This window comes from Natronomonas sp. (assembly GCF_046483325.1).
GTDB lineage: Archaea > Halobacteriota > Halobacteria > Halobacteriales > Haloarculaceae > Natronomonas.
The window spans coordinates 1-21,970 of sequence record NZ_JAWODL010000033.1 but is presented as its reverse complement, the minus strand read 5'-3'; the positions used below and the strand labels follow the sequence as shown (position 1 = coordinate 21,970).

General features: G+C 61.7%; 26 protein-coding genes. 10 read left to right on the top strand and 16 right to left on the bottom strand.

Going from position 1 to position 21,970, the window contains the following annotated elements:
* Nucleotides 1–8 precede the first annotated feature (8 nt).
* The 8 genes from phnE (R6U53_RS09725) to R6U53_RS09690 form a co-directional block, all read right to left on the bottom strand.
* Nucleotides 9–803 carry a phosphonate ABC transporter, permease protein PhnE gene (phnE, locus tag R6U53_RS09725; RefSeq protein ID WP_410322170.1) on the bottom strand — a complete coding sequence of 265 codons (795 nt, stop codon included), beginning with the start codon at nucleotides 801–803 and terminating at the stop codon, nucleotides 9–11.
* Entirely contained in the window at nucleotides 803–1,603 is an 801-nt protein-coding gene (gene phnE, locus R6U53_RS09720) for a phosphonate ABC transporter, permease protein PhnE (protein ID WP_410322169.1), read from the bottom strand. Before phnE (R6U53_RS09720) ends, phnE (R6U53_RS09725) begins: the two co-directional genes overlap by 1 nt.
* Before the next feature lies 1 nt (nucleotide 1,604).
* Nucleotides 1,605–2,444 carry a phosphonate ABC transporter ATP-binding protein gene (gene phnC / locus R6U53_RS09715; protein ID WP_410322168.1) on the bottom strand — a complete coding sequence of 280 codons (840 nt, stop codon included), beginning with the start codon at nucleotides 2,442–2,444 and terminating at the stop codon, nucleotides 1,605–1,607.
* A complete protein-coding gene (gene phnD, locus R6U53_RS09710) occupies nucleotides 2,444–3,460 on the bottom strand; it encodes a phosphate/phosphite/phosphonate ABC transporter substrate-binding protein (protein ID WP_410322167.1) in 1,017 nt (338 codons plus the stop codon). Before phnD ends, phnC begins: the two co-directional genes overlap by 1 nt.
* Before the next feature lie 400 nt (nucleotides 3,461–3,860).
* Nucleotides 3,861–4,505, bottom strand: a complete 645-nt coding sequence (gene hisH / locus R6U53_RS09705) for an imidazole glycerol phosphate synthase subunit HisH (RefSeq protein ID WP_410322166.1) — start codon at nucleotides 4,503–4,505, stop codon at nucleotides 3,861–3,863.
* Nucleotides 4,506–4,562: 57 nt separating this feature from the next.
* Complete coding sequence (locus R6U53_RS09700; RefSeq protein ID WP_410322165.1) at nucleotides 4,563–5,141, bottom strand: uracil-DNA glycosylase family protein; 579 nt, start codon at nucleotides 5,139–5,141, stop codon at nucleotides 4,563–4,565.
* 39 nt (nucleotides 5,142–5,180) lie between these two features.
* Nucleotides 5,181–5,762, bottom strand: a complete 582-nt coding sequence (locus R6U53_RS09695; RefSeq protein ID WP_410322164.1) for a DUF99 family protein — start codon at nucleotides 5,760–5,762, stop codon at nucleotides 5,181–5,183.
* Nucleotides 5,759–5,935, bottom strand: a complete 177-nt coding sequence (locus tag R6U53_RS09690; protein WP_410322163.1) for a DUF5786 family protein — start codon at nucleotides 5,933–5,935, stop codon at nucleotides 5,759–5,761. The genes R6U53_RS09695 and R6U53_RS09690 overlap by 4 nt, the downstream gene beginning before the upstream one ends.
* A 105-nt stretch (nucleotides 5,936–6,040) precedes the next feature.
* Here R6U53_RS09690 and R6U53_RS09685 point away from each other — a divergent pair, with 105 nt between their 5' ends.
* The gene (locus R6U53_RS09685; protein WP_410322162.1) at nucleotides 6,041–6,649 is read left to right on the top strand and encodes an MBL fold metallo-hydrolase; all 609 of its coding nucleotides are present in this window, start codon (nucleotides 6,041–6,043) and stop codon (nucleotides 6,647–6,649) included.
* Nucleotides 6,650–6,670: 21 nt separating this feature from the next.
* Here R6U53_RS09685 and R6U53_RS09680 read toward each other — a convergent pair whose 3' ends face one another.
* Nucleotides 6,671–7,558: a fumarylacetoacetate hydrolase family protein gene (locus R6U53_RS09680; RefSeq protein WP_410322161.1), complete on the bottom strand. Its 888-nt coding sequence runs from the start codon at nucleotides 7,556–7,558 to the stop codon at nucleotides 6,671–6,673.
* A 182-nt stretch (nucleotides 7,559–7,740) separates the two neighbouring features.
* Here R6U53_RS09680 and R6U53_RS09675 point away from each other — a divergent pair, with 182 nt between their 5' ends.
* Genes R6U53_RS09675 through R6U53_RS09660 form a run of 4 tightly spaced genes read left to right on the top strand, consistent with a single transcriptional unit; the run spans nucleotide 7,741 to nucleotide 12,223 of the window.
* Entirely contained in the window at nucleotides 7,741–9,003 is a 1,263-nt protein-coding gene (locus tag R6U53_RS09675; RefSeq protein WP_410322160.1) for an acyl-CoA dehydrogenase family protein, read from the top strand.
* Between the two features lies 1 nt (nucleotide 9,004).
* Nucleotides 9,005–10,297 (top strand): hypothetical protein, encoded by a 1,293-nt coding sequence (locus R6U53_RS09670; protein ID WP_410322159.1) that lies wholly within the window; start codon nucleotides 9,005–9,007, stop codon nucleotides 10,295–10,297.
* The gene (locus R6U53_RS09665) at nucleotides 10,287–11,624 is read left to right on the top strand and encodes a hypothetical protein (protein ID WP_410322158.1); all 1,338 of its coding nucleotides are present in this window, start codon (nucleotides 10,287–10,289) and stop codon (nucleotides 11,622–11,624) included. Before R6U53_RS09670 ends, R6U53_RS09665 begins: the two co-directional genes overlap by 11 nt.
* Before the next feature lie 35 nt (nucleotides 11,625–11,659).
* Complete coding sequence (locus R6U53_RS09660; protein WP_410322157.1) at nucleotides 11,660–12,223, top strand: hypothetical protein; 564 nt, start codon at nucleotides 11,660–11,662, stop codon at nucleotides 12,221–12,223.
* Here the strand turns inward: R6U53_RS09660 and R6U53_RS09655 are convergent.
* The 7 genes from R6U53_RS09655 to R6U53_RS09625 all read right to left on the bottom strand — a co-directional run bounded on the left by R6U53_RS09655 (nucleotide 12,205) and on the right by R6U53_RS09625 (nucleotide 18,651).
* Nucleotides 12,205–12,909 (bottom strand): HAD family hydrolase, encoded by a 705-nt coding sequence (locus R6U53_RS09655; protein WP_410322156.1) that lies wholly within the window; start codon nucleotides 12,907–12,909, stop codon nucleotides 12,205–12,207. The two genes, R6U53_RS09660 and R6U53_RS09655, sit on opposite strands and share 19 nt — an antisense overlap.
* A 436-nt stretch (nucleotides 12,910–13,345) precedes the next feature.
* Complete coding sequence (locus tag R6U53_RS09650; RefSeq protein WP_410322155.1) at nucleotides 13,346–13,960, bottom strand: CDP-alcohol phosphatidyltransferase family protein; 615 nt, start codon at nucleotides 13,958–13,960, stop codon at nucleotides 13,346–13,348.
* 319 nt (nucleotides 13,961–14,279) lie between these two features.
* Nucleotides 14,280–16,061: a histidine kinase N-terminal 7TM domain-containing protein gene (locus R6U53_RS09645; RefSeq protein ID WP_410322154.1), complete on the bottom strand. Its 1,782-nt coding sequence runs from the start codon at nucleotides 16,059–16,061 to the stop codon at nucleotides 14,280–14,282.
* A gap of 389 nt (nucleotides 16,062–16,450) precedes the next feature.
* Nucleotides 16,451–16,735 carry a type II toxin-antitoxin system RelE family toxin gene (locus R6U53_RS09640; RefSeq protein WP_410322153.1) on the bottom strand — a complete coding sequence of 95 codons (285 nt, stop codon included), beginning with the start codon at nucleotides 16,733–16,735 and terminating at the stop codon, nucleotides 16,451–16,453.
* Nucleotides 16,725–17,021 carry a ribbon-helix-helix domain-containing protein gene (locus R6U53_RS09635; protein ID WP_410322152.1) on the bottom strand — a complete coding sequence of 99 codons (297 nt, stop codon included), beginning with the start codon at nucleotides 17,019–17,021 and terminating at the stop codon, nucleotides 16,725–16,727. The genes R6U53_RS09640 and R6U53_RS09635 overlap by 11 nt, the downstream gene beginning before the upstream one ends.
* Before the next feature lie 297 nt (nucleotides 17,022–17,318).
* On the bottom strand, nucleotides 17,319–17,708 hold the full coding sequence (locus R6U53_RS09630) for an ArsR/SmtB family transcription factor (protein ID WP_410322151.1): 390 nt from the start codon (nucleotides 17,706–17,708) through the stop codon (nucleotides 17,319–17,321).
* A 193-nt stretch (nucleotides 17,709–17,901) separates the two neighbouring features.
* A complete protein-coding gene (locus R6U53_RS09625; protein WP_410322150.1) occupies nucleotides 17,902–18,651 on the bottom strand; it encodes a helix-turn-helix domain-containing protein in 750 nt (249 codons plus the stop codon).
* A gap of 128 nt (nucleotides 18,652–18,779) precedes the next feature.
* On the opposite strand from R6U53_RS09625, the gene dps reads away from it, so the two are divergent.
* The 5 genes from dps (at nucleotide 18,780) to R6U53_RS09600 (ending at nucleotide 21,944) form a co-directional block, all read left to right on the top strand.
* On the top strand, nucleotides 18,780–19,439 hold the full coding sequence (gene dps, locus R6U53_RS09620) for a DNA protection during starvation protein (protein ID WP_410322149.1): 660 nt from the start codon (nucleotides 18,780–18,782) through the stop codon (nucleotides 19,437–19,439).
* Nucleotides 19,440–19,477: 38 nt separating this feature from the next.
* Nucleotides 19,478–19,861 carry a 2Fe-2S iron-sulfur cluster-binding protein gene (locus R6U53_RS09615; protein ID WP_410322148.1) on the top strand — a complete coding sequence of 128 codons (384 nt, stop codon included), beginning with the start codon at nucleotides 19,478–19,480 and terminating at the stop codon, nucleotides 19,859–19,861.
* Nucleotides 19,862–20,397: 536 nt separating this feature from the next.
* Nucleotides 20,398–20,706 carry a hypothetical protein gene (locus R6U53_RS09610; protein ID WP_410322147.1) on the top strand — a complete coding sequence of 103 codons (309 nt, stop codon included), beginning with the start codon at nucleotides 20,398–20,400 and terminating at the stop codon, nucleotides 20,704–20,706.
* A 2-nt stretch (nucleotides 20,707–20,708) separates the two neighbouring features.
* Complete coding sequence (locus tag R6U53_RS09605; RefSeq protein WP_410322146.1) at nucleotides 20,709–21,320, top strand: hypothetical protein; 612 nt, start codon at nucleotides 20,709–20,711, stop codon at nucleotides 21,318–21,320.
* A gap of 303 nt (nucleotides 21,321–21,623) precedes the next feature.
* Nucleotides 21,624–21,944: a winged-helix domain-containing protein gene (locus R6U53_RS09600; RefSeq protein WP_410322145.1), complete on the top strand. Its 321-nt coding sequence runs from the start codon at nucleotides 21,624–21,626 to the stop codon at nucleotides 21,942–21,944.
* Nucleotides 21,945–21,970: the final 26 nt, after the last annotated feature.

The following is a 21,970-nucleotide window of genomic DNA, read 5'->3' as shown; positions in this document are numbered from 1 at the left end:
GAGCCATCTCAGCGCACCATCCCTCTGGTCTGTTTCGAGATGAGTTCGCTGAGGACGACGATACCGAGAATCGCGATCAACATCATCGAGACGGAACGCCACGCGAAGGCGTCGATCGCCCGGAAGAGTTCGACACCGATTCCCCCCGCGCCGACGAACCCGAGGACGGTCGAGTCCCGGATGTTGATCTCCCACCGGTAGACGGTGAGCCCGACAAGCGCGGGTTTGACCTGCGGGAGGATCCCGTAGAGCAGCGTCTGGACCGGCGACGCGCCCGCGGCCCGCACCGCCTCGACCTGGCCGAAGTCGATCTCCTCGATCTCCTCGCCGAGCAGTTTGCCGAGAAAGCCGACCGACCGGAAGGCGATCGCGATCGCGCCGGGGAGCGGGCCGGCCCCGAACATGACGACGAAGATCAGCGCCCAGATGATGGTGTTCACCGAGCGGCTCACCGTCACGAGCACCTTGCCGAGCCAGTACGTGAGGGCGTTCGGCGTCGTGTTCTCGGCGGCCAACAGCGCGACCGGGATCGCGAGCACGACCGCGCCGATGGTGCCGAGCGCGGCGATGTGGACCGTCTCGATCAGCGGGCCGACGATCTCCGGAGTGTACGCCACGTCGGGCGGATACATCCGAGTGAGGAGGTCCGCGACCTCCCGCGGGACGGTATCGAGGGCGACGAATTCAATGGAGAGAAACCGCCACGAGACGAGGACCGTCACCGCGGTTGTGAGGAGGGCGAAGAACCGACCGAATCGACGACGCCGATCGAACCGTTCCCACGTCGGTGTTTCACTCGACATCACTGGTACCTCCGTCTGACGACGGCGCTCACGCCCTCGGCGACCAGCACGACCGCGATGATCGCGAGCAGGATCGCCGAGACGTAGCCGTAGTCATAGCGGTTGAACGCGGTGAGAAGCACCGATCCGATCCCCCCTGCGCCGACGATGCCGATGATAGTCGAGGTTCGGATGTTGATGTCCCACCGGTAGATCGACAGGCCCGCAAAGCGCGGGACGATCTGCGGGACGACGCCGTACAGTAACGTCTGGATCGGCGAACTACCGGTCGCCCGCACAGCCTCGACGCTTCCCATATCGATGTCTTCGATGTCTTCGGCCAGCAGCTTCGAAAAGAAGCCGACGGTCTTGAACGTGATCGTGAGGATGCCGGCCAGCGGGCCGAAGCCGACGGCTTTGACCGCGATGATGGCGACGATGATCGCGTTGAACGCCCGCGAAATGGCGATGAGTCCGCGGTTGAGAGCGTACAGCGGCCGCGGTGAGATGTTCTCGGCCGCCATGAACGCGATCGGCACGCTGATGAGGACGCCGGTCAGCGTCGACACCATGGCGATCGCGACGCTCTCGAGCATCTTCTCTATGATTCTGTTTCGCTGTCGTGGCGTCGCCTCCGGCGGGACGAAATCGCCGGCCAGCGTGACGGCGTTCCCGATCCCCTCGAGGACGCGTCCGGGCGCGGCACCGAGGCCCCACGCCGACCAGAGGAAGAACGCGACGACGGCGAGGTAGGTGAGCCACTTGAATTCCCGGCGCGGAAAGACGGTCGGGCGGTCCCACGTCGATCGACCGGTCGACACCTCAGAGCCCTCCGTCGGCCGGTTCAGTTTGACCGAGCACGAGACGGTCGCCGTCGGTCTGCTCGGCGTCGTCGTTCGCGGCCCGCGAATTCGTGCTTCTCGAATCCGCGCCGCGGTACACGGTATCGAGTCCGCGTTCGTCGAGGTCGTCCGGTGTCCCCTCGAAGACGAGTTCACCGTCGTGGAGGCCGACGATCCGATCGGCGTGCTCGATCGCCAGGTCGACCTCGTGGATGTTGATGAGGACGGGCACCTCGCGCTCTGCGGCGATCTCCGTCAGCAGACGCATGACGGTCTCGGAGGTCTCCGGATCGAGGCTCGACGTCGGCTCGTCGACCAGCAGGATCTTCGGTTCCTGGATCACCGCCCGCGCGATACCGACCCGCTGTCGTTGCCCGCCGGAGAGTTCGTCGACGCGTTTGTCGGCCATCTCACCGAGACCCACCCGGTCGAGGATATCGTAGGCGCGTTCGATCGATGTCGACGGAAAGTCCCGCCTGAATGCAGCCCACGCCGAGACGTATCCGAGTCGTCCCGTCAAAACATTCTCCATCACGGTGAGACGTTCAACTAGGTTGTACTCCTGAAAGATCATGCCGATGTCGCGGCGAGCCGCGCGGAGTGCATCGTCATCGAGGGCCGTTAGATCTTCCCCGTCGAGCACGACGCTCCCGGCGGTCGGCTCGGTGAGCCGGTTGACACACCGGATGAACGTGCTCTTGCCTGCGCCGCTCGGCCCGATCATCGCTACGGTCTCACTGCCTTCGACCGAGAGATCGACGCCTTGCAGGGCCTCGTCGCCGGTCGGATAGGTCTTCCGTAGGTCAGAGACTGTCAGCATTACTCACTCAGCGCACCTTCTTCGTACTGAACGTCGTTGTATCCCTGAATCGTCATGATGTCGTACCAGTGTCGCCGGTACTCGATCGGGAGGAACTCGGTGTAATCGGTTCGTTCGGCGTAGTCCGTCCCCGAGAAGTCGCTGTCGAGCCACGCCGCTTCGACCCCTTCGACGATGTCTGGATGGAGGTTGTACCGGTAGGTGATCGGACCGTTCGGGAACGGGTTCGACGCCCAGACGACTTTGAAATCGTCGAATTCGAGGCTGCTGTCGCCATCGACGGTGTCTTTCAGACAGGTCGAACAGATCGGCCCGGCGTCGTAGTCGCCGGCAGCGATCCCCCGAGCGGTGTTGGAGTGGCCGCCGGAGAAGTTGACTTCGTAGTCCTCGCCGGGCGTTACGTCGAACTGCTGGTCGAACAGCGCCGAGGGTGCCTGGTGCCCGGAGTTCGAGGACTCTTCGGCGTGACCGACGGTTACCTCATCGCGGGCGAAGTCGTCGACGCTCTGGATGTCGTGGGCCTCGGCCCGCGTCGTCGCGAACAGCCGATATCCGAACGCGCCGTCGCTGGCGAGGCCGACCGCGAACGGCACCGCGCCGGCGAGGTTGACCGCGAACGCCGTCGCGCCGGTCGAGAAGTTGGCGATGTGGGCCCGCTCCGAGCGCATCGCCTCGACGGAGGCCGCATAGCTGTCGACGCGGCTGTACTCGACCTCTTTACCGGTTTCCTCGCGGATGCGTTCGAAGACGGCCTCGAAGTCCTCTTCGTAGCGACCCTCGACGTCCTCGCTGGGGCTCTCAGTAAAGACAAGCGTGTCGGGATCGAGATACTCGTCGCCCGATGGCTCGCGGACCGGCTCACCGTGCGGGACTTCGTCGACCTCGCGGTCGCCCATGTTTTCGAGGTCGGCTTTCTGGCCCCGTTCGTAGCCGGCGTCGATCAGCGGCGAGGCGAGGTAGTTGTTCTCGGCCCAGTTCGGGTTGGAGAACTCGAACTCGCTGTCGTCGGCCAGCATGGGATCTTCGCCTCCCCCGTTGCCGCCGATGTCGGCAGACTCCGAACCGATACAACCTGCTAAACCGAACGTCACCGCCGCTGCCGAGGTTTTCAATAACTGTCGACGCCGTTGTGGGTCGTTGGTTCCCATCGTACGACGACATCCGCCTCGCGATATTAAATTATAATAATATTTATATGTTCGGACACAGGGAAGCACGAATCACTTGTTAGACGTAACGGGTGATACGAGCTCATCATAGCGGTTAAAATACCACAGTACCGATATACAGAGATATATAGATCTTTTATCGGTTCAGTGATACTATCTCTGAAAGCGGTCGACGAGTACCAACGGTATCGGAAGATGGCGAGGTCCTCGTTCGAACTCGTCCGACGTCGTCACCAGCATCGACCGCTCACTCAAGACAGTACCGGACGAAGTTCCGGAGGATCCTCAACCCCGTTTCGCCCGATTTCTCGGGGTGAAACTGCGTGCCGAAGACGTTGCCGGCCTCGTCGGCGACGATCGCGGGAAAGTTGACACCGTAGTCGGTCGTCGCGACGACGGCGTTCTCGTCGTCGGGCTCGGCGTAATAGGAGTGGACGAAGTAGGCGTACTCGCCGTCGATCCCCTCGGCGATCGGATGCTCGCGCCGGACGGTCAGTTCGTTCCATCCCATGTGCGGCACCTTCTGTCCCCCGTCGAACCGAAGGTTCGTTCCCGGAACGAGAGCGAGTCCCGTGACGTCGCCTTGTCCGACGGTTTCGGCCTCCTCACTGGAGGTGAGAAGCATCTGCATGCCGAGACAGATCCCGAACAGCGGGCGCCCCTCCTCGGCTACATCGACGAGCGCGTCACGGAACGGTCCGGCGTTCTCCATCCCCTCGCTGAACGCCCCGACGCCCGGCAACACGATGCCGTCGGCGGCGGCGAAGTCGGCCGGGTCGTCCGTTAGCGTCACGTCCGCGCCGGCTCGCTCTAACCCCCGGGTGACGCTTCGGAGGTTACCGAGCCCGTAATCGACGAGGACGACCTCCGCCGTCCGCTGGGTGGTGCTCATACGTCCCGATCCGCGGCGGCCGGCAAAGTGAGTTTCCATCCCGGCGGTGGCGAGGCGTCAAAAGTCGCCGAGTTGTGACTGATCGCCGCCGTCGACGAACTCCACAGCCGCGTCGAGCGCCGCGGCGAACGTCTCGCGCTGGCTCGGGTCGTACAGCGTCGCGGCGGGGTGGACGCAAACGAGGGTTCGTCGGGGCGTCCCGGCGATTCGAACGTCGTGGATCGACCCCGCTTCGGCAGTCACCGCGACCGATCGGCCGAGCAGGTGCTCCGATGGAACCTTTCCGAGCGTGACGATCACGTCCGGATCGACGGCGTCGATCTCGCGTTCGAGATGCGATCGACAGTTCTCCAGCTCCTCGGCGCGCGGATCCCGGTTGTCCGGGGGGCGACACCGGACGCAGTTCGTGATCCGGACGTCGAGACGGGCGAGCCCGCGGTCGCGGAGCGCCTCGTCGAGTACGTCGCCGGAGCGGCCGACGAAGGGCTCGCCCGTCTCGTCCTCCTGCCGCCCGGGAGCCTCGCCGACGAACAAAAGCGCCGCGTCGGTCGGGCCGACGCCGTTGACGATCCGGCTCCGCGAGGCGCAAAGCTCCGCACACCGCGTACAGTCGACCACGTCGATCTCGTCGGTCACGTCAACCCGATCGGCGGGGCGGGAGTTAACCTCCCCGGATCAGTCGGGGGCGAGGCGGCCGTCGCGGCGAGCGGCGTCGACCCGCCTCGCGAGCGCTCTCGCGACGCGAAGCGGCTCCGGCCGGCGCTCGTGGGTGTACGCCTCGACGACGGCTTTCGCGTCCCGGTCGTCGAGACCGACGCTCCGAACGAACAGCGGGTCTCCGTCGACGGAGACCCGAGAGCGATCGGGAAGCGATCGGTAGGCGTCGAGGCGAGCCGATCGCTCGTCGCCGTCGAAAGCGTCCTCGATGCCCGCTTCGAGGCCGTCGCTCTCCTCGAAGGAGATCGACAACGCGGGTCGGTCGGTCGCGGTCGCCAGCGCGTCGAGATCGAGGACGTTGTACCACGCCGGGGCGACGCCCGCGACGAAGAGGTACCGAACGTCGGGGCGATCGAGTCGGTCCCACAGATCGACGGCGGCGTCGGTCGAATCGCGGCCGCCGACGGTGCACGTCGAGAGCGCGAAGTCGTCGACGGCGCGGTTCGCGCGAACGACGGCTCCGCCGAGCGTGCTCGTCGCTCCGTCGTCGGTACCACGGTACGACTCGGCGATCCCGAGCGCCCGGCGGCCGGCTTTCACCGGCTCTTGAACTCCTCGTAGGCTTCGAGCAGGTCCTCACTCGAGGCGTCGCCGTACTCGAAGTTGAGTTCGCCGTCGTGGGCAGCGGCCGTTTTCGGGCCGTCACCGTCGAGGTCTTCGGTGTCGATGTCGTGGTTTCCCTGTTCGGACTCGTCGTAGCTTCCGAACCCCATGGGTGTACGTACCACCGTCGGGGTTGTAAATCACACGGCGATCCGGTGGCGCGACGTGGCGGTCCCGTCCGTGGGTATGAATACACCGCGGGCCGAGCGACCGGTATGGACGTATTCAACGTCACGGCGGACGCGGACGTGTTCACCTGCAACGCCTACCTCGTCGGTGGGGATCGGACGGTGCTCGTCGATGCGGGCGCGTGGAACGGCGTCATCGACGCCGTCGAAGCGCACACCGAAACGCTCGATGCGATCATGTTGACGCACCAACACAGCGACCACATCGCACAGTTGGACGCCGTCTTGGACGCCTTCGACGCGCCCCTGTACGCCTACGCCGATCACCCACAACGTGCGGGCGAACTGGACGAGGGCGATCAGGTATTCATCGGCGACGAGGCGTTCGACGTGGTCTACACGCCCGGCCACGCCGACGACCACGTCTCGTTCGTCTCCGAGACGACGCTGTTCAGCGGCGACGTCGTCGTCCACAACGACGGCGCGTTCGACTACGGAAGCTTCGGACGGACCGACATGGCCGGCCAGTCCAGAGAGCGGCTCATAGGGAGTATCGAAACGCTGTTGGACGCGATAGGCGACGACGTCGAACACATGTACGCCGGCCACGGCGACGAGTTCCACGGCGACGTTCGAGACGTCGTCGAGACGGCGCTCGGACGCGCCGAAAAGCGACAGCCGAAGTACCCGAACTGAACTGCGTTTACTCGACCGTTCTTAGGGGGTGTGACGACACTCGTTCGTGAGCTCGCCGATGCCCTCTACGGCGACTGTCATCGTGTCCCCGTCCTCCAGCGTGATACGCGGCTCTCGGAAGTAACCGACGCCGTCGGGCGTCCCGGTGAAAATCACGTCACCGGGTTCGAGTGTGAACGCCTCACTGCAAAAGGAGACGAGTTCGGCGATCGAGAAGATCAGCTGTTCGGTGTTCGCATCCTGCAGTCGCTCCCCGTTAACCTCCGTCCAGATGTCGAGCGAACCGACGTCGTCGAGCTCGTCGGGGGTGACAACGTGCGGACCCAGTGGCGCGAAGGTGTCGAGGCTCTTGCCGCGGACCCACTGCTCGTCCGACATCTGCAGATCGCGTGCGGAGACGTCGTTTCCGACGGTGTATCCGGCGACGTACTCCAGCGCCTCGTCGACGTCGACGTTGCGGGCACGGTCGCCGATGATGGCGACCAGTTCGGCCTCGTAGTCTACCTCCGCCGTCAGTTCGGGATCCCACTCGACCGGGTCGTTCGGCCCGACGATCGCCTGTGGGAACTTCGAGAAGATCAGCGGCGATTCGGGGACGTCCATGTCGCCCTCGTCGGCGTGATCCATGTAGTTCAGACCGATGGCGATGATCTTCTGTGGGTCCGTGATCGGCGCGGACGCGGTGACTTCCCCACGGGGGCGAACCGCCTCGCCGGTTTCCGTCGCGTATTCGACGGCGAGTTCGGCCTTCTCACGCCAGTTCCAGACGCCGAACATCTCGCACGTCTCACTCGGGAGCGCCACGCCCGCCCGCTCGCCGGCGTCGGCGAGGTCGACGATACCGGCGTCCGTGATCGCGCCCGCTCTCGGTCGCGTGCTGTCCGTCGTTGTGAATTGACCCAGTTTCATATGTTAGCCTGCTCGGTACAACCGTCCGCGGTGTATAAAAGGGTGCGAAACGGCAACGCGAGTCGTAGCTCTTCCACCGGAACGACGACCGCGTGACGAGAGCCTCGATCAGTCGACGCGGTTCCGCGGGGGTGAACACCGCTGGGGGAACATTGATCTGTGCGGTGTCGGATTGTCAACGTATGTCTTGGAACCCAGACCAACTCGCGGGCGATTTCGAGCCGCCGGAGTCGGTTCGACCCACCGTAGAGCGCGTCCGAGAGTTCGTCCGAACGGACGTCAAGGAGATCGAAAAGGAGTACGAGGAGTACTTCGGCGATCCGGTCAATCACCTCGACGAGAACGCCAAGCTCATCCCGGAGCTCCACGAGGCCCAATCGAAAGTCCGGCGACGATCGGCCGAGGAGGGGATTTACGCGCTCCACCTCCCGGAGGGAGTCGGCGGCGGCGGGCTCTCACAGCTCGAACACTTCTACGTGATCGAGGAGGTGTTCCGGTACGGCACCGGGCACGGGTCGGGGCTGACGAAGTCCGTCTTGGCGTGGACCGAAGGGCCCTCCGCACCGCTTTTACATCTCGACGAGGAGCAACGCGAAGAGTGGCTCGCGCCGCTCGTCGAGGGGCGAAAGACCGCCTGCATCGGGATCACGGAACCCGGTGCCGGCTCGGACGTCGGCGCGATACAGACGACCGCCGAACGCGACGGCGACGGCTGGGTGCTCAACGGGCACAAACGCTACATCACGAACGGCCCCTACGCCGACACCGCCCAGATTCTCGCCAAAACCGACCGGGCCGACGGCGCGGATGGAATGGCGATGTTCCTCGTGGACATGAACGAGAATCCGGGCATCCGCTCGGGTAAGATCAACACCAACCTCATGATGGACGGGATCACTTCGGACGTCCACCTCGACGACTGCCGAGTCGGCGACGATCAGGTGGTCGGCGAAGTGGGCCAGGGACTTCAGCTCGCACTCGCGTGGATCAACTGGCGACGGATCAACCGCGGCGGGATGTGCGTCGGCATGGGCGAGTACCTGCTCGATCGGATGCTCTCGCACGCCGAGAACCGGGAGGCCTTCGGCGAGCCGATCGGGCACAACCAGGCCGTCCAGTGGCCGATCGTCGAGACGGCGACGGAGCTGAAGGCGACGCGAGCGTTCGCGATCCAACTGATCGAGGAGTACGAGTCGATCGCGAGCCTCGAGGACCTCCGCCAACCGCCCGAGGCGAGACAGCTGCTGTCGATGCTGAAGTACTACCCCGAGGACCAACTGTTCGAGTGGTCCGACCGGGCCATACAGGTACTCGGCGGCCACGGGCTCATGCGGGCGGGCGGCGTCGAACGGGTCTTCCGCGTCGCCCGAAACCTCCGGATTCCGGCCGGCGCGACGGAGATACAGAAATCGACGATCGCGAAGACGCTCGGCCTCGGGGAGTGAGATGCGGGGCGACGGCCATCGAATCCTGCTCGTCCTCCTCGACGGTGCGGCGGACCGGCCCGCGGCGGAACTCGGTGGACGGACGCCGCTGGAAGCCGCCGAGACGCCGACACTCGATCGGCTCGCGACGGCCGGCATCTCGGGGATCGCGGATATCGGTCCGCCAGGGGTGCCGATGCCGAGCGACCGCGCCCACGCGCGGCTCTTCGGATACGATCCCGCGAGCGTTCCGCGTCGCGGCGTCCTGGAAGCGCGGGGGCTCGGCGTCGACGTACCCGACAGCGGCGTGACCGCCAGTGCGAACTTCGCGCGGATCGAATCATCGTCGGACGGATCGTGGACGGTCGGGGATCGCTCCCTCTCCGAAGTCCGTTCGCGCTGTCGCGACGATGCCGAACTCGTCTCGGCGTTCGATACGGACGGCGTTACGATATCGCTCGAATACACCTGGAAGAATCGTGGGATACTCCGATTAACCGCCGACGAACCGCTCGACCCGGGCGTGACGGACACTGATCCGTTCGAGTCGGGGCTTCCGATCACCCACCCCGAGCCGACGGTAGCGGCAGACGATTCCGAGGCGGCGACTCGAACCGCCGACGCGCTCGCGACGTACACCCGCTGGTCGATCGACCGACTCAACGAGGGCGAAAGCGACGCCGTCCTTTCGAAGTGGGCGGGCGCGCCCACCCACCCGGAACCGTTCGCCGAGACGCAGGGGATGAGCGCGGCCTCTCTGACGTCGAAGCCGGTGCTCGCGGGGCTTGCGGCAACGCTCGGCATGGACGTGATCGACCCGCCCGAGGGATACGACGAGCGCGCGGCGGCCGTCCTCGACGCGCTCGAATCCCACGAGTTCGTCCACGCCCACTACCCCGAACCAGACGAGGTCGCTCACGCGGAGACGCCGACCGACAAGGCGTGTGAGATCGAGGCGATCGACGCGTCGCTTGCGACCCTCGTCGATCACGTCCTCGACGACGACCTCGTCACGGTCGTGACCGCCGACCACACGACGCCGAGCGAGAGGAACGTCGTCCACTCCGGAGAGCCGGTCCCGGTGACGATGGTCGCACCGACGGCCCGGACCGACGGCGTCGACCGCGTCGGCGAGCGTCCCGCAGCGGGTGGCGGGGTCGGTCGGATCGCGGGGGACGACCTGCTCAGGATCGCCCGCGCGCTCGGTGATCGGGTGCTCCTCGACGGGCTCAGGCGGACACCACGGGACGGGACGGTGCCGACGATCGACGTTCGCCCGCTGACCGGGGGAGGGATGAGCCGCGATGGGGAGTGAGAGCGGACGGACGGGTCGTGAAAGCGAACCGACGGGAGGGAACCCGATCGAAGCCGTTTCGACCAGATGTGGGTGTGCGGGAAAGACCCCATTGGACCGCATCGTTCGGCCGGCACTCGCGGCGATCCGAAGCGAGTCAGCCCCGGTCGACGTGGCCGGCGATCTGGAAGCCGGATTGCTTCCGAACACCACCGGGCTGGATCGCACCGTCGTCGAAACGGATCACGACGTTGTGAACCGCGGGAGGGGCCGATTCGTCGCCGCGGCGTTCGTCGATGCCGCAGCCGGTTCGGACGTCGAGGCGTTTCGATCGCTGCTCGCGGACGTGTACGGACGGTGGGCGGGCGAGCGCGGGGCGACGATCCTGAAAGGGCACTCGATTCAAGTGGAAACCGACGGTGGCTCGGTCGTCTGGGGCGAGGCGCTCCGGCCGACCGGCCGACGGGCGGACGGGTATCGTGCGGTAAACGTCGACGTGATCCACGCGTTTCCGGGGCTCGATCCCACGACGCAGGCGGCGATCGCATCCGCACACGCCCTCAACGACTGCTACACGCAGGGGGCGGCGGCCGGGCGGGAGCTGCGACCGATCGTCGGCGTCCCGCGCGGGACGGCCCTGACCGCCGATCGCGTTCGGCGTTGGTACGAGGCGGCGGTCGCCGAGGAGACGTCGGTGTACGACCCGTCTGTCGTCGTTCACGACGGTGTCGGCTGGCAGTTCGGTGCCTCGGTCGTCGCCTCGACGGATCGGATCCCGCCGGTTCGGATCGGGGGCGTCGAACCGGGCGATGAAGTGTCGATCCACCGGGCGCTGGGCGGCCTCGCGCTGTACGCGGGGTGGGTGGGGTTGGCTGAGTCACCCGGAACGGCGGTTCGCGACCGTGCGATCGAGGCGTTGTCGCGAGACCACGCCGCCGTCGCCGAGGCGATCGCGGCGTCGTGTCCCCGACCCGACGAGCCCTTCGATCCGGATCGGCATCTGAAATGGGCGGGTGACGTTTCCGGACCGGGTATTCGAGGGCTCGCTGACGCGGTGGAGGCCGCGGGGTGTGGCGTGCGGCTCACGTCGCTTCCGCTTTCCGACCGGGAGACGCTCGCGTCGGTCCGCGACCGGTGGCTCGTCCCCGACGCGACCGTCGAGACGAACGGTCCGATCGCGGCGATCGGAACGCCGGCTGCACTCGACCGATTCGAAGGGCGACTGACAGACTGCGCTGGGACCGCCCCGACACGAATCGGCGAATTGACCCCCACTGAGGGCGATTTGCAGTGGGAGCGTGGCGTCGACGCCGATCGGTACCTCGACGTCGGAGCGCCGGCGCGGTAGCAACGCCCATGTGGCGTCGGCGAGGGGGATCGAGTATGAGCTCCGAATCACCGGTCGCACACGTCCACGGGCGGTTTCAACCGTTTCACGACGAGCACCTCGCGTACGTCCGGTGGGCCGCACGCGAGCACTCGGGCGATCGGCTCGTCGTCGGGATAACGAACGCCGACGCGGCGCACACGGCACGAGAAGACGCGGATCCCGATCGCCACCGTCCCGAGAACAACCCGTTCACCTACTACGAACGTCAGCGAATGATCCGAGAGGCGCTCGACGACGCCGCGTTAAACTGTGCGATCGATATCACACCGTTCCCGATCAACCGCCCGGAGCTGTGGGACGCCTACGCGCCGCCGTGGGCGATCCACTACGTCAACGTCCTCGAAGCGTGGCACGAACACAAGATCGAAACGCTACGCGAGCACGGTCGGGCCGTTCGGTACAAACGGGGGACCCGAACGGTGAGCGGTACCGAGATCCGCCGAGCGATGGCAAAAAGAGAGCCGTGGGCCAGTCACGTTCCCGATCCGATCGTGACGTACATCGAGGCGCACGACCTCCGCGAGCGCGTCGAACGGCTCTACCCGGACGCCGAGTGAGGTGAGTCATCTAGTATTAACCGGCGAACCGCATCGAGCGATCGACACGTCGGTACGTCCGCCGGGAGCCACTCGGGGACAGGGCCGGGACGGAGAAAGATCGGATCGAGTCCGGCCGCAATCGCCCCCTCGACGTCGAAGCGGGCGTCACCGACGTGGACTGCGGATGCCATCGACTCGCCGGCGCGCTCGAAGGCGATCTCGAAGAGCGTCGGGTCGGGTTTGGCCGTCCCACAGCAGCCAGCGACCGCGAGCGCGTCGACGCGGGCCGTGAGGCCGGTTCGGTCGAGTTTCTCGCGCTGGAGTTCGGCAGGACCGTTCGTGACGACGACGACCGCGTGGGTCGCCGAAAGCGCGTCGAGGAGGGCTTCAGCGCCGTCCATCGGGATCAGTCGATCCAGCCGACGACGACGGTAAGCGTCGGCAAACGCCGCGATGTCAGCGTCCGAAACGGCTGTTCCAGCGCTCTCGAAGGCCCGACGGAGGGCGCGACGGCGGACAGGGGCGTCGGGAGCACGCTCGGGAAACCGGCCGAGCAGCGACTCGTGAAACGCGCTGCGATACGGTTCGACGGGAGGGAGCGGGACCGAGAGGTCGGCTTCGTCGCGTGCGTGTTCGAAGGAGCGCTCGCGCGGTTCGGGACAGGTGACGAGCGTCCCGTCGAGGTCGAGGCTCACGACGGCCATGTGCGACGTTCAGAGGCGACCGGCATGGCTCTTTCGCGCCGCCGAGGTCGATCGGGAGACGGCGCTCAGTTGGGTGTCAGAATCGAGCGGACGAGGCGGAAATAACAGAGCGCACAGCAGCTCTTGGGGCGCTGGTAGTAGCAGCCCTTCGTTTCCTGTGGAAAGTGAATGTCTGACATCGGCCTTGTGGTACCATTAGGATCCACCTATAAAGTTAGTATGGTTCTCTTACCGATCGAATTCCCGGGGTACGTCCGTATGCGTTCACCGGACGCCCGTCGTTGGGATCCACCGTGGGACGCGCTCCGATCAGCACCTGCGGAGTGTGGCTCGAGCGTAGCACTCGATAATCGGGAGTACGTGAGCGGTCATACCCATCTCGATCCCCGTCCGCAGGTGAAATTCGTCGGTCGAGGGACACGACCGGGCGAAACGCTCACTCCTCCCGAAGCAACTGCCACGACTGAACCACGCGCTGGAGTGCGGTGAGGTTGCTCGCGATCGCGAAGAAAACGAGCAGCCACCCCACAATCGTCATCCCGAGATATTCCGCGCGGATCCACGTCGCGGCGATGCTCACCCCGCCGACGAGCAGCAGGACCTCGATCCGCGTCACGAGCCCCACGTACATCCGTCCGAGCCCGATCGCCTGCGCCTGTGTGCCGAGATAGGCGTTCAACAGCACGCCGACGATCGCGACGAAACCCAGATCGAAGCGTCCGACGCCGGCCACCAATCCGCCAAGAATGACGACGTCCGCGTAGCGATCGACCACGTGATCGAGGAAGTCCCCCTCCGGCGTCGCGCTGTTCGTTTGCCGCGCGAGCGCCCCGTCGAGTACGTCCAGAAAGCCGTTGCACAACACCAACGCGCCACCCACCAGATACCACAGCGAGTTGCCACCGGCGGCCGCCAAGGCGACGCCGGCGAGGACGGCGACCACCAACGACGCCATCGTCACCGCGTTTGGCGTCAGTCCGAGACGGTCGGCGACCGACACGAACGGCGCGATCACCCGATTCGAAATCGATCGGAACCTGTTGAGCGTCATTCGGGAGACTCCTCGACCCCGCCTTCGTCTCTCGGGACCGCGATCAGAGTCCGATCCATGCGCGGGTGGTCTCGGGGGAGCGGTAAAAACTAGTGCGTTGTGGAGACGGGAGAGGTCCAACCAGGTACGCGGAACCGCCGATCTCGGACGCCGTGGAAACGCTATGCTATGGATCCCGCGTCGGGCGACAAAATCGGCTCAGGCGGACTCGTCGGGGACGTCGGGTTTGACTTCGACGGCGCGGATCACCTCCATCGGTAGTTCGCACGTTGTGAGTATCCCGTATCACGATTCGGGCGGACACGGGGGAATCGGTCCGCTATCGCTCGGAGATCAGGTGGGTGATTTCAGCGCTATTTTCCGTAAACCCAACGCCGGTGATCTCGAAACGTGCGCCGCCGTCGGATCCGGCTGTCACCCGAATGTCCCACCCGTGCGCCTTGACAATATCCCAGACGATCGAGAGCCCGAATCCGCTCCCGTCAGCGCTAGTTGTGTAGCCGTGCTCGAAAATCTCCTCACGCTGCTCGTCTAGGATGCCATCCCCAGTGTCTTCGACAAAAAAGCCCCTTCGCTGGCCACCGTCAGTGGACGGTTCGCGGTCGCCAAGCATCCCGACGCGCACGGTTACTGGAGTGTCGTTGTGGTCGGCTGCGTTCCGATAGAGATTCTCAAAGACCTGCAACAGCCGATCACGGTCGGCCTCTAGTTTCGTCCCCGCTGGAACACCGGGGGTGAACTCACAATTAGCAAGATCGGTGTGAGTCCAAGCGGCTCCGGCAACGTTCGCGAGTCCGATCAACGCAGGGTTTTCGACGGTCTGCCCGGCTCGGGCCAGCGTCAGCAGATCATTAGTCAGGGCTTCCATGCGCTCGTGTGCGTTCTTGATAGAAGCAAGATGTTCGCTCTCAGACTCGCCCTGTACGAGTTCAAGATACCCTTGGGCCACGTGAAGTGGGTTTCGAAGATCGTGAGCCACAGTGCTGGCGAACTGATCGAGCCGCTCGTTCTGTCGTTGCAGTTGTCGCTCGCGTTCTCTCTGCTCGGTAACGTTCCGCAGTACGATCAACTGGCCCGTAGCGATGTTCTCTCCGTCCTCAATGGGAGAACGATTCAGCTCGAAGTGACGTGTCTGCCCATCGTCCTCTATGCTGATCTCAGTGGGGACTGACGCCTGTCCAGCGACCTCTTCGACCTGTTCGGGAAACGGCGCGAAAAATTCCGTAGCAGCCATCCCTCGCCATCTCGCGGGTGCATCGACTAGACCTCTGGCAGCGAGGTTGCAGTCGACGACCCGTCTCTCGTCGTCGAGCATCACGACTGCATCGGCCATTCGATCCACGAGTTGCTGCCGTCCTAAGGGGGCGACCCGCAAGAGCCGGTACCGAAAGATGGCGATTGCGAAGGCGATACCGGTAACAGCGAAGGCAATACTAGTGGCACCCACCCCCGGCGGTATTATCCCAGCAAACAACAGGAAGTTGACGACCAGTGGCGTCCCGATGCCGACAGCGAGGGCAGTGGCTTGTCCGGTGTATAGGTCACCGCGATTCCGATGGAGATACTGACCGAGGACACCACCACCGATTAGCATGACGGCATAACCGTACAGCTGGGAGAGTAGAAACGGAGATTTGAGATCTCTGTCAAGAACTACCCATTCTTGAAAAGTAACACCCAAAATAGTCACTGGTCCTCGGGTAACGAGTCCGTTGACGTCGTACATGAACCCTGGTCTGAGGATGCCAGCAGTACTGGTCACGAGGATCGTAGTAACGGCGATCCCGACGGTCCAGCGATTCACCCACCGGGTGTTGTCGGAATACGCCAATGCGAACCACAAGAACGAGTAGACAAATAGCCACACGACGACGGTGTTGAGGAAATCGAACCCCAGCAACATCAGCTCGGCTGACGTTACGACATGGATGAAGATCGTCGTGAGATTCCACAGGCCGATCGCAAGCATGAGTGAGGTGAATGCGAGCAGATCTGACTGGTGACCGCGGCAGTGATACTGCACCCCACCGTACGCTGCCAGTGAGACAGCGAGGAGAAAGACAAGCCCATTAATGGGTAATTGTGGGGTGATCTGATACACTATCGTTACTGAGGTAGATTGGGCACGGCATTTAGCTTTTGATCGTCTCTATTCAGCAGCTTCCTATTATCAGTAGTTGAATAGGTTCAAACGCCGTAGCACGTCCCGTCTTTCTCGGTGCTCAAACTGGGTGATAGAATCTGAAGGTGACATAGCTATCTTCAATGAGGGATTGGTAACCTCGATAACAGCTCGAGTTGCATCGACGAATCGCAAGCCGGCGAGCACCTCCGACACGAATCATGACGAACGATCCGGCGGTCAGTATATAAATATCTCGCCGCTTTCTGGTGGTTTAGATATATAAATGGACTCGCCGGGATTCCGGGACACTGCTTCAAAGAATCCGTTCGAACCCCGTGCTGTCAAGCGATTGCAGATCGGCTCCCTCAGTCGTCGTCAGCAGTGTAGGCCCCGCTTCGATGTCCGATTCGATGTACCTCCAGCACCGACTCACTCCGGTCGAGAACGCAGGCTAACCGGTACTGCCTGACGCGTAGTTTCGAGAACGGACCACCGGTCAGTGGTTTGAGGAACTCGTCGGGGTCGCGCCACTCTGACTCGACGATCTCGTCTAACTTCGAGACAATTCGGTCCTGTACGTGCGGATCGAGAGATTCGAACTGATCGACCACCCTCGTCGTGAAGTTCCACGTCCACTCGTCACTCGGCATCTTCGTCTCGACCCATCATCTCCACGACTTCCTCACGCGACACTAACTCTGCGTCGCCAGACCGCAGTTCGTGTTCACTGGCAGCAATCTGTTTCCATCCCTCGCGAGAAAACTCAGGGTGTTTCACCGCGTCGCGTGCTGCGTATCGGAGGAACTCACTCCGAGAATTGAATCCTTCCTCTTTCCACGTTGTGTCGATATCTTCGAGAAACGCCTTGCTCAGCCGGAGGTTGATTTGGACCATCTCTGGCCCGTCGTCGCCAACCGTGGTATCTGCATTAGACATATACGCATGCTTTACTCCTACATATACAAAATCTTGCCGCTGGACTGAACACGAGAGCGGCCGCTGGGGAGGTGCCACTCATTAAATGGCATCCCTCATGGAGCGTGATGGATTCACGAGGAGTTGATCGCACCCTTCGAAAATCGGTTACAGAACACTTCTGACCGGGAAATAAGTAGGAATGGACTCGCCGGGGGGTTCGTCACGCCGCGTGAAAGAATCGTTTTAATCCCGGCGCATTCTGGTGGTTCGGCCGAAATAACTGATGTAGACTGTTGTGTAGCAAAACATTCGATGTTAACTAGAACTTGAGCCGGATTTGGGTAGCAATCTTTGCTTGGTGGCTTGGCTATCCTCATCGTAATATCGGACGACGAGTTCGATGCCATCCGGGCCATGTTCGACACGCAACGCTTGTAAGTTGAGGTCGTACTCTGTGGTGTGCGTACCAGTTTTGCTCAGTCGAATACGTGTGCTCACGAGTCCAGTCTGTTCCAGTAAATCGAGCTTCCGATAGACTGTCGAACGTGCAATTTCACAGCACTCGGCTAACTCCGGTGCGGACATCGATGCTTGCTGGAGAGACTGAAGAATACGCCGGCAGTCACCGTCCGCAAGTGTTCTGAGGAGCGTCTCAATCGACTCGTCGTCGGTGAAACGGCTTGAATAGCCGCCGGTGTTGCTCATTGGATATCACTGTCTTACTGTTCGTTCGGACATCTGTGACTTCCCGTTTAGCACAAGCTAACCAACTATATTTTGAGATCGAAGAAACCCCTCTCTGGTTTTGATCTCACAATAATACATCAGTACAGAAATGCGGGAAGGCGTTGAGCACCGAAAATCGGGATTCGGTGAGTTCTCTACGGCTAACCAACGCTCAGAGTGTGTGCTTGACAAATTGGGAAATAATACGATCCTCGGCAGTCCGGAGCCGATACTGAACAGTTGAACGGGGCTCGTCTAGTATTGATGCAAGATCGGCGACGGAAACTGCTCGCGGTCGTTCATAGTAGCCGTGAGATGCAGCAGCATTTAGGACACGCCAGTGCTCCGGTGAGAGCTCCGCAACGATCCTCTCAACAGCTTGCCAGTTGCCGGCACTGGTGATATGTGACACCGAGAGTGACACTCCCTCACGAAGATGTGACTCCATTTGGTCGTAGACATCGCCAATAGGGTAGCTACCTGGATAGAGAACGCGCCAGCGGTACTCATCGTCCGTTCGACGTGATTTAAATACAGTTCCCTTCCGAACGTGGTTTCGAATGAAGTTTGGAAGAGATTGGCACTCGCTAATTTCGCGGCGGAGCGTGTAGATCGTTTGGCTTGTTTCTTGTGAATCAAGCACGTGGTATGTGCGAGATGTCTCACAACTATCGACATCAAAACACTCGTTGCATCGGGTTTCATCGAGAAACACCTCATTGAAGGCACTCAGCGCTTCAGCAGTCCCTTTAGCGTGATCGAGTCGCCACATATGATCACCGCCCACAAAAATGGCAGACGACCAAAGCGAGAGGCTACTGTGTCGACGGAAGACATCCATTAATTCGTCTGCTCCAGAGTCGAATCGGAGAACGAACTCGAACTCACGTGTTTCCTCTATCGCCGTCGAATCTGGGCTCATCTTGCTTATTGATAAATAGATACTAGAACAAAAGCCCGGCTTTAACGGTCTTTTCTTTATCAACCTAGTTGAAATTAGCTTATGCTAAGTCAAATCTGATTGCACTCCCCGCAGTATGTTGAGTTGCGATGTCAAACGAGAAAAAGCACGGAAGCGGTGCTGTCGAACCGGGAGATACGAGCAAGCGAGTTGGGGCCGAAGTCATCCGCGAGCGCGGTGTCGACCCCGAAGAGTTGCGCGAGAAACTGATCGACGCCATCGGCGCGGAGTTCACGACCTATTATTACTACACGAATCTCCGGATGCACCTCGCTGGTGAGGAAGACTACAAGGAGATCACTGAAGACGCTCGTCTCGAAGACCGAGCGCACTTCGAACTCGTCGTTCCGCGGATCTACGAACTCGAAGGGTCGCTCCCGAACGACATCCGCGATTTCGCCGACCGAGCATCCTGTCCTGATGCCGAAGTGCCGACACCGATGGACGATAGCGGTAACTTCGACACCTCTGACCTCGAAGTCGAAGACATCCTGGAAGTGCTGCTGGAAGCCGAGCGGTGTGCGATTCGGACCTGGAGCGAGATCTGTGACATGACTCGGGAAGCGGATCCGCGCACCTACGATATGGCTCAGCGGATCCTCAACGAAGAGATGGATCACGAGGCGTGGTTCATCGAGCTCCTGAGCAAGGAACGCGACGGTGAGATCAATCCGGCCGGCCACTTCGCTCGTGGTGAACCCGGCGACGCCCCGTACTCGACGAACAATCGGTTCAACGACTCTGCCTGATCGGCTGACAGTCAGTTACATACCCCCCTGTCGCCCTTATGAAACAGTCGTCGAAGGAAATGTGGACCGTCACGATTGAGATCCCCGAGGAGTCCTCGCTGGATGCAGCCGGGAAAACGGCGAACCTCGAAGTCAACGAGAACGAAACGATCCTCGCGGCCGCGCGTTCGGCGGGGGTGTGGCTTCCGGCGGACTGTCAGCAGGGGTGGTGTACCACGTGTGTTGCCCGCCTGATCGACGGTAAGGTCGTCCACCCGAACGCACGTCGGTACTACGACGAGGACCGCGAAGCTGGCTACGTGCTGCTCTGCACTGCAAAGCCACGGGATGACACGACTCTCGTCGTCGATCAGTACGACGACTTTCTCGAGTTCAGGGCAGCCAACGACAAGCCACCTGGCAGCTCGAAACTTGGCACCTAGTATAGGACCAACTCAGACACCGAAGCTGGAGTCAGTATCCAATTACGGATCTCGCCATACTGATGGTACTCATATGGTGTAATAAATATGCTTACATCGACGAACGCGTGGCCGAAATGAGTCTGCTTTGGGCCCTTTGGGTAACTCAGAGAGGTGCTATCGCTGTACTGGCTTCTGCTTCTCCCTGCGAGCAAACTGCGATAGACGTTGAAGTAGAACTGGCTGTTCGTTCAATGGGCGATTGATTTTCCCCCATACGTTCAGAGTTGCATCGACGAATCGCAAGCCGGCGAACACCCCCGACACGAATCGTGACGAACTCTCTGGCAATAAGAATATAAATACCTCGCCGCTGTCTTGCGGTTTAGGTATATAATTGGACTCGCCGGGGTTTCGTCACGCCGCGCGAAAGAACCGATTAAATTCTGCCGCTGTCTGGGGATCTCGTGAGTGGTAGTCAGCTTACAACGGCTTGTACTGACACGGATGGCTTGTCACAACACCTATATCGGTTGGTGACAAATATACAGTCAAAGATGGCGACGAACAACGACAAGATTCAGTTCCGGGGGGAAGCCGAGAAGGAAGCGACACAGATCGTCGATCAGATGCGGCTCGGGGGGATCAACATCAGCGAGTTGGCCCGACAGGGGCTCCGAGAGAAACTCCAAGAAGCTCTTTCCGACGAGGAGAAGATCACCCTTCACCAGCGGTACAGGCAGGGTGACCTCTCTGACGAGGTTGCAACGATCCTTCTCGGGGATGCCATAGAAGAGATCGAACGTGAGCGAGAAGCCTTCGAAGAGGCGTCGGAGCTTGACAGGACGGGAGTCTTCCAGCAGTAGCGATGGCGGATGACGAAAAGCGCTACCCAGTCATCGTCGATACTGACGCTCTAATCGCCGTAGCCAACACGAGTCTCTGGCCTCGTATCAGGGAAACACTGAACCTCACATCAACGAACGTCTGTTATCAGGAACTAAAACGACACACCCGAGAGCGATCCGAGTACGCGCCCGAAGGAACGAGGGAACGATGGATCTACGAGGGAAGCAAGAACGCACTTGAGCCGTTCGATGATGACCTGAGTAACTCCTTCACCGTGGTCACGTGTGTCCCGCGACCGCATGGAGAAGATGCTGGCGAGAAATCGATTCAGACGGAGATCGAACAGCACATCGACGCATACCGATTTGCGATTCTGATGGATAAACACGGACGACGATCCATCAATCGTGTCTTTGACGATGCAGAAGGAACAACTGGGAAGGCGGTTGCTCCCACATTCCTGCTGTATCTACTACTTGATGCGGGAGAATGTACTGTCGAAGAGTTTTGTCAGACCTGTGGGGAAATGCTTCGTGGTGAAGGCTGGACGGGGTATCAAGCGATTCGAGCAGCTTGGGATGCTATCCCGGTTGATTGTTCGCAGTACCTCTCAGACGATCTGGTCGCATGAAATTGAGGCTCAAAGGCCGATTGATTATCCCCCACACTCTCCGAGTTGAATCTGCGAATCGCAAGCCAGCAAGCACCCCCGACACGAATCATAACGAACTCTCTGGTAGTCAGATGATAAATACCCTGTCGCAGTCTTGCGGTTTAGGTATATAAGTGGACTCGCCGGGGTTTCGTCACGCCGCGTGAAAGAATCGTTTTAATACCCTCGCTATCCGGTGGTTTTCAACTAAAAGACGCTATCAGCACCATCCCGGTTTGCACGAACCAAACGGTTATGTAATTGAATCGCTATGGTAGACGTATGAGTCAAGGACGGGACGATGCGGGGCGGTTTGAGGAGACCGTTACCGAACAGGAGATCTTGAAAGTATTTGACTACGAGGATGATCCGGTGTTGACGACCTCGGAAGTCGCGGAAGGGCTACGGCGGTTCGGGAAGCACATGACTTCGGAAGGAGTTCGGAACCGCCTCAAAGTGATGGCTGAAGAGGGGCTCGTGAGCCGGAAGAAACTCGGCGCTCGTGCTGTCGGGTGGTGGGCCGAAGTCGCTCCAGAACTCGATCCCGAAACCGCCGAGACGGTCGATGCGCGGAAGGAAAGTGACGAGTGGAGCGAACTGTAGCGACGCATGGCGACGGTTCTGTTGCA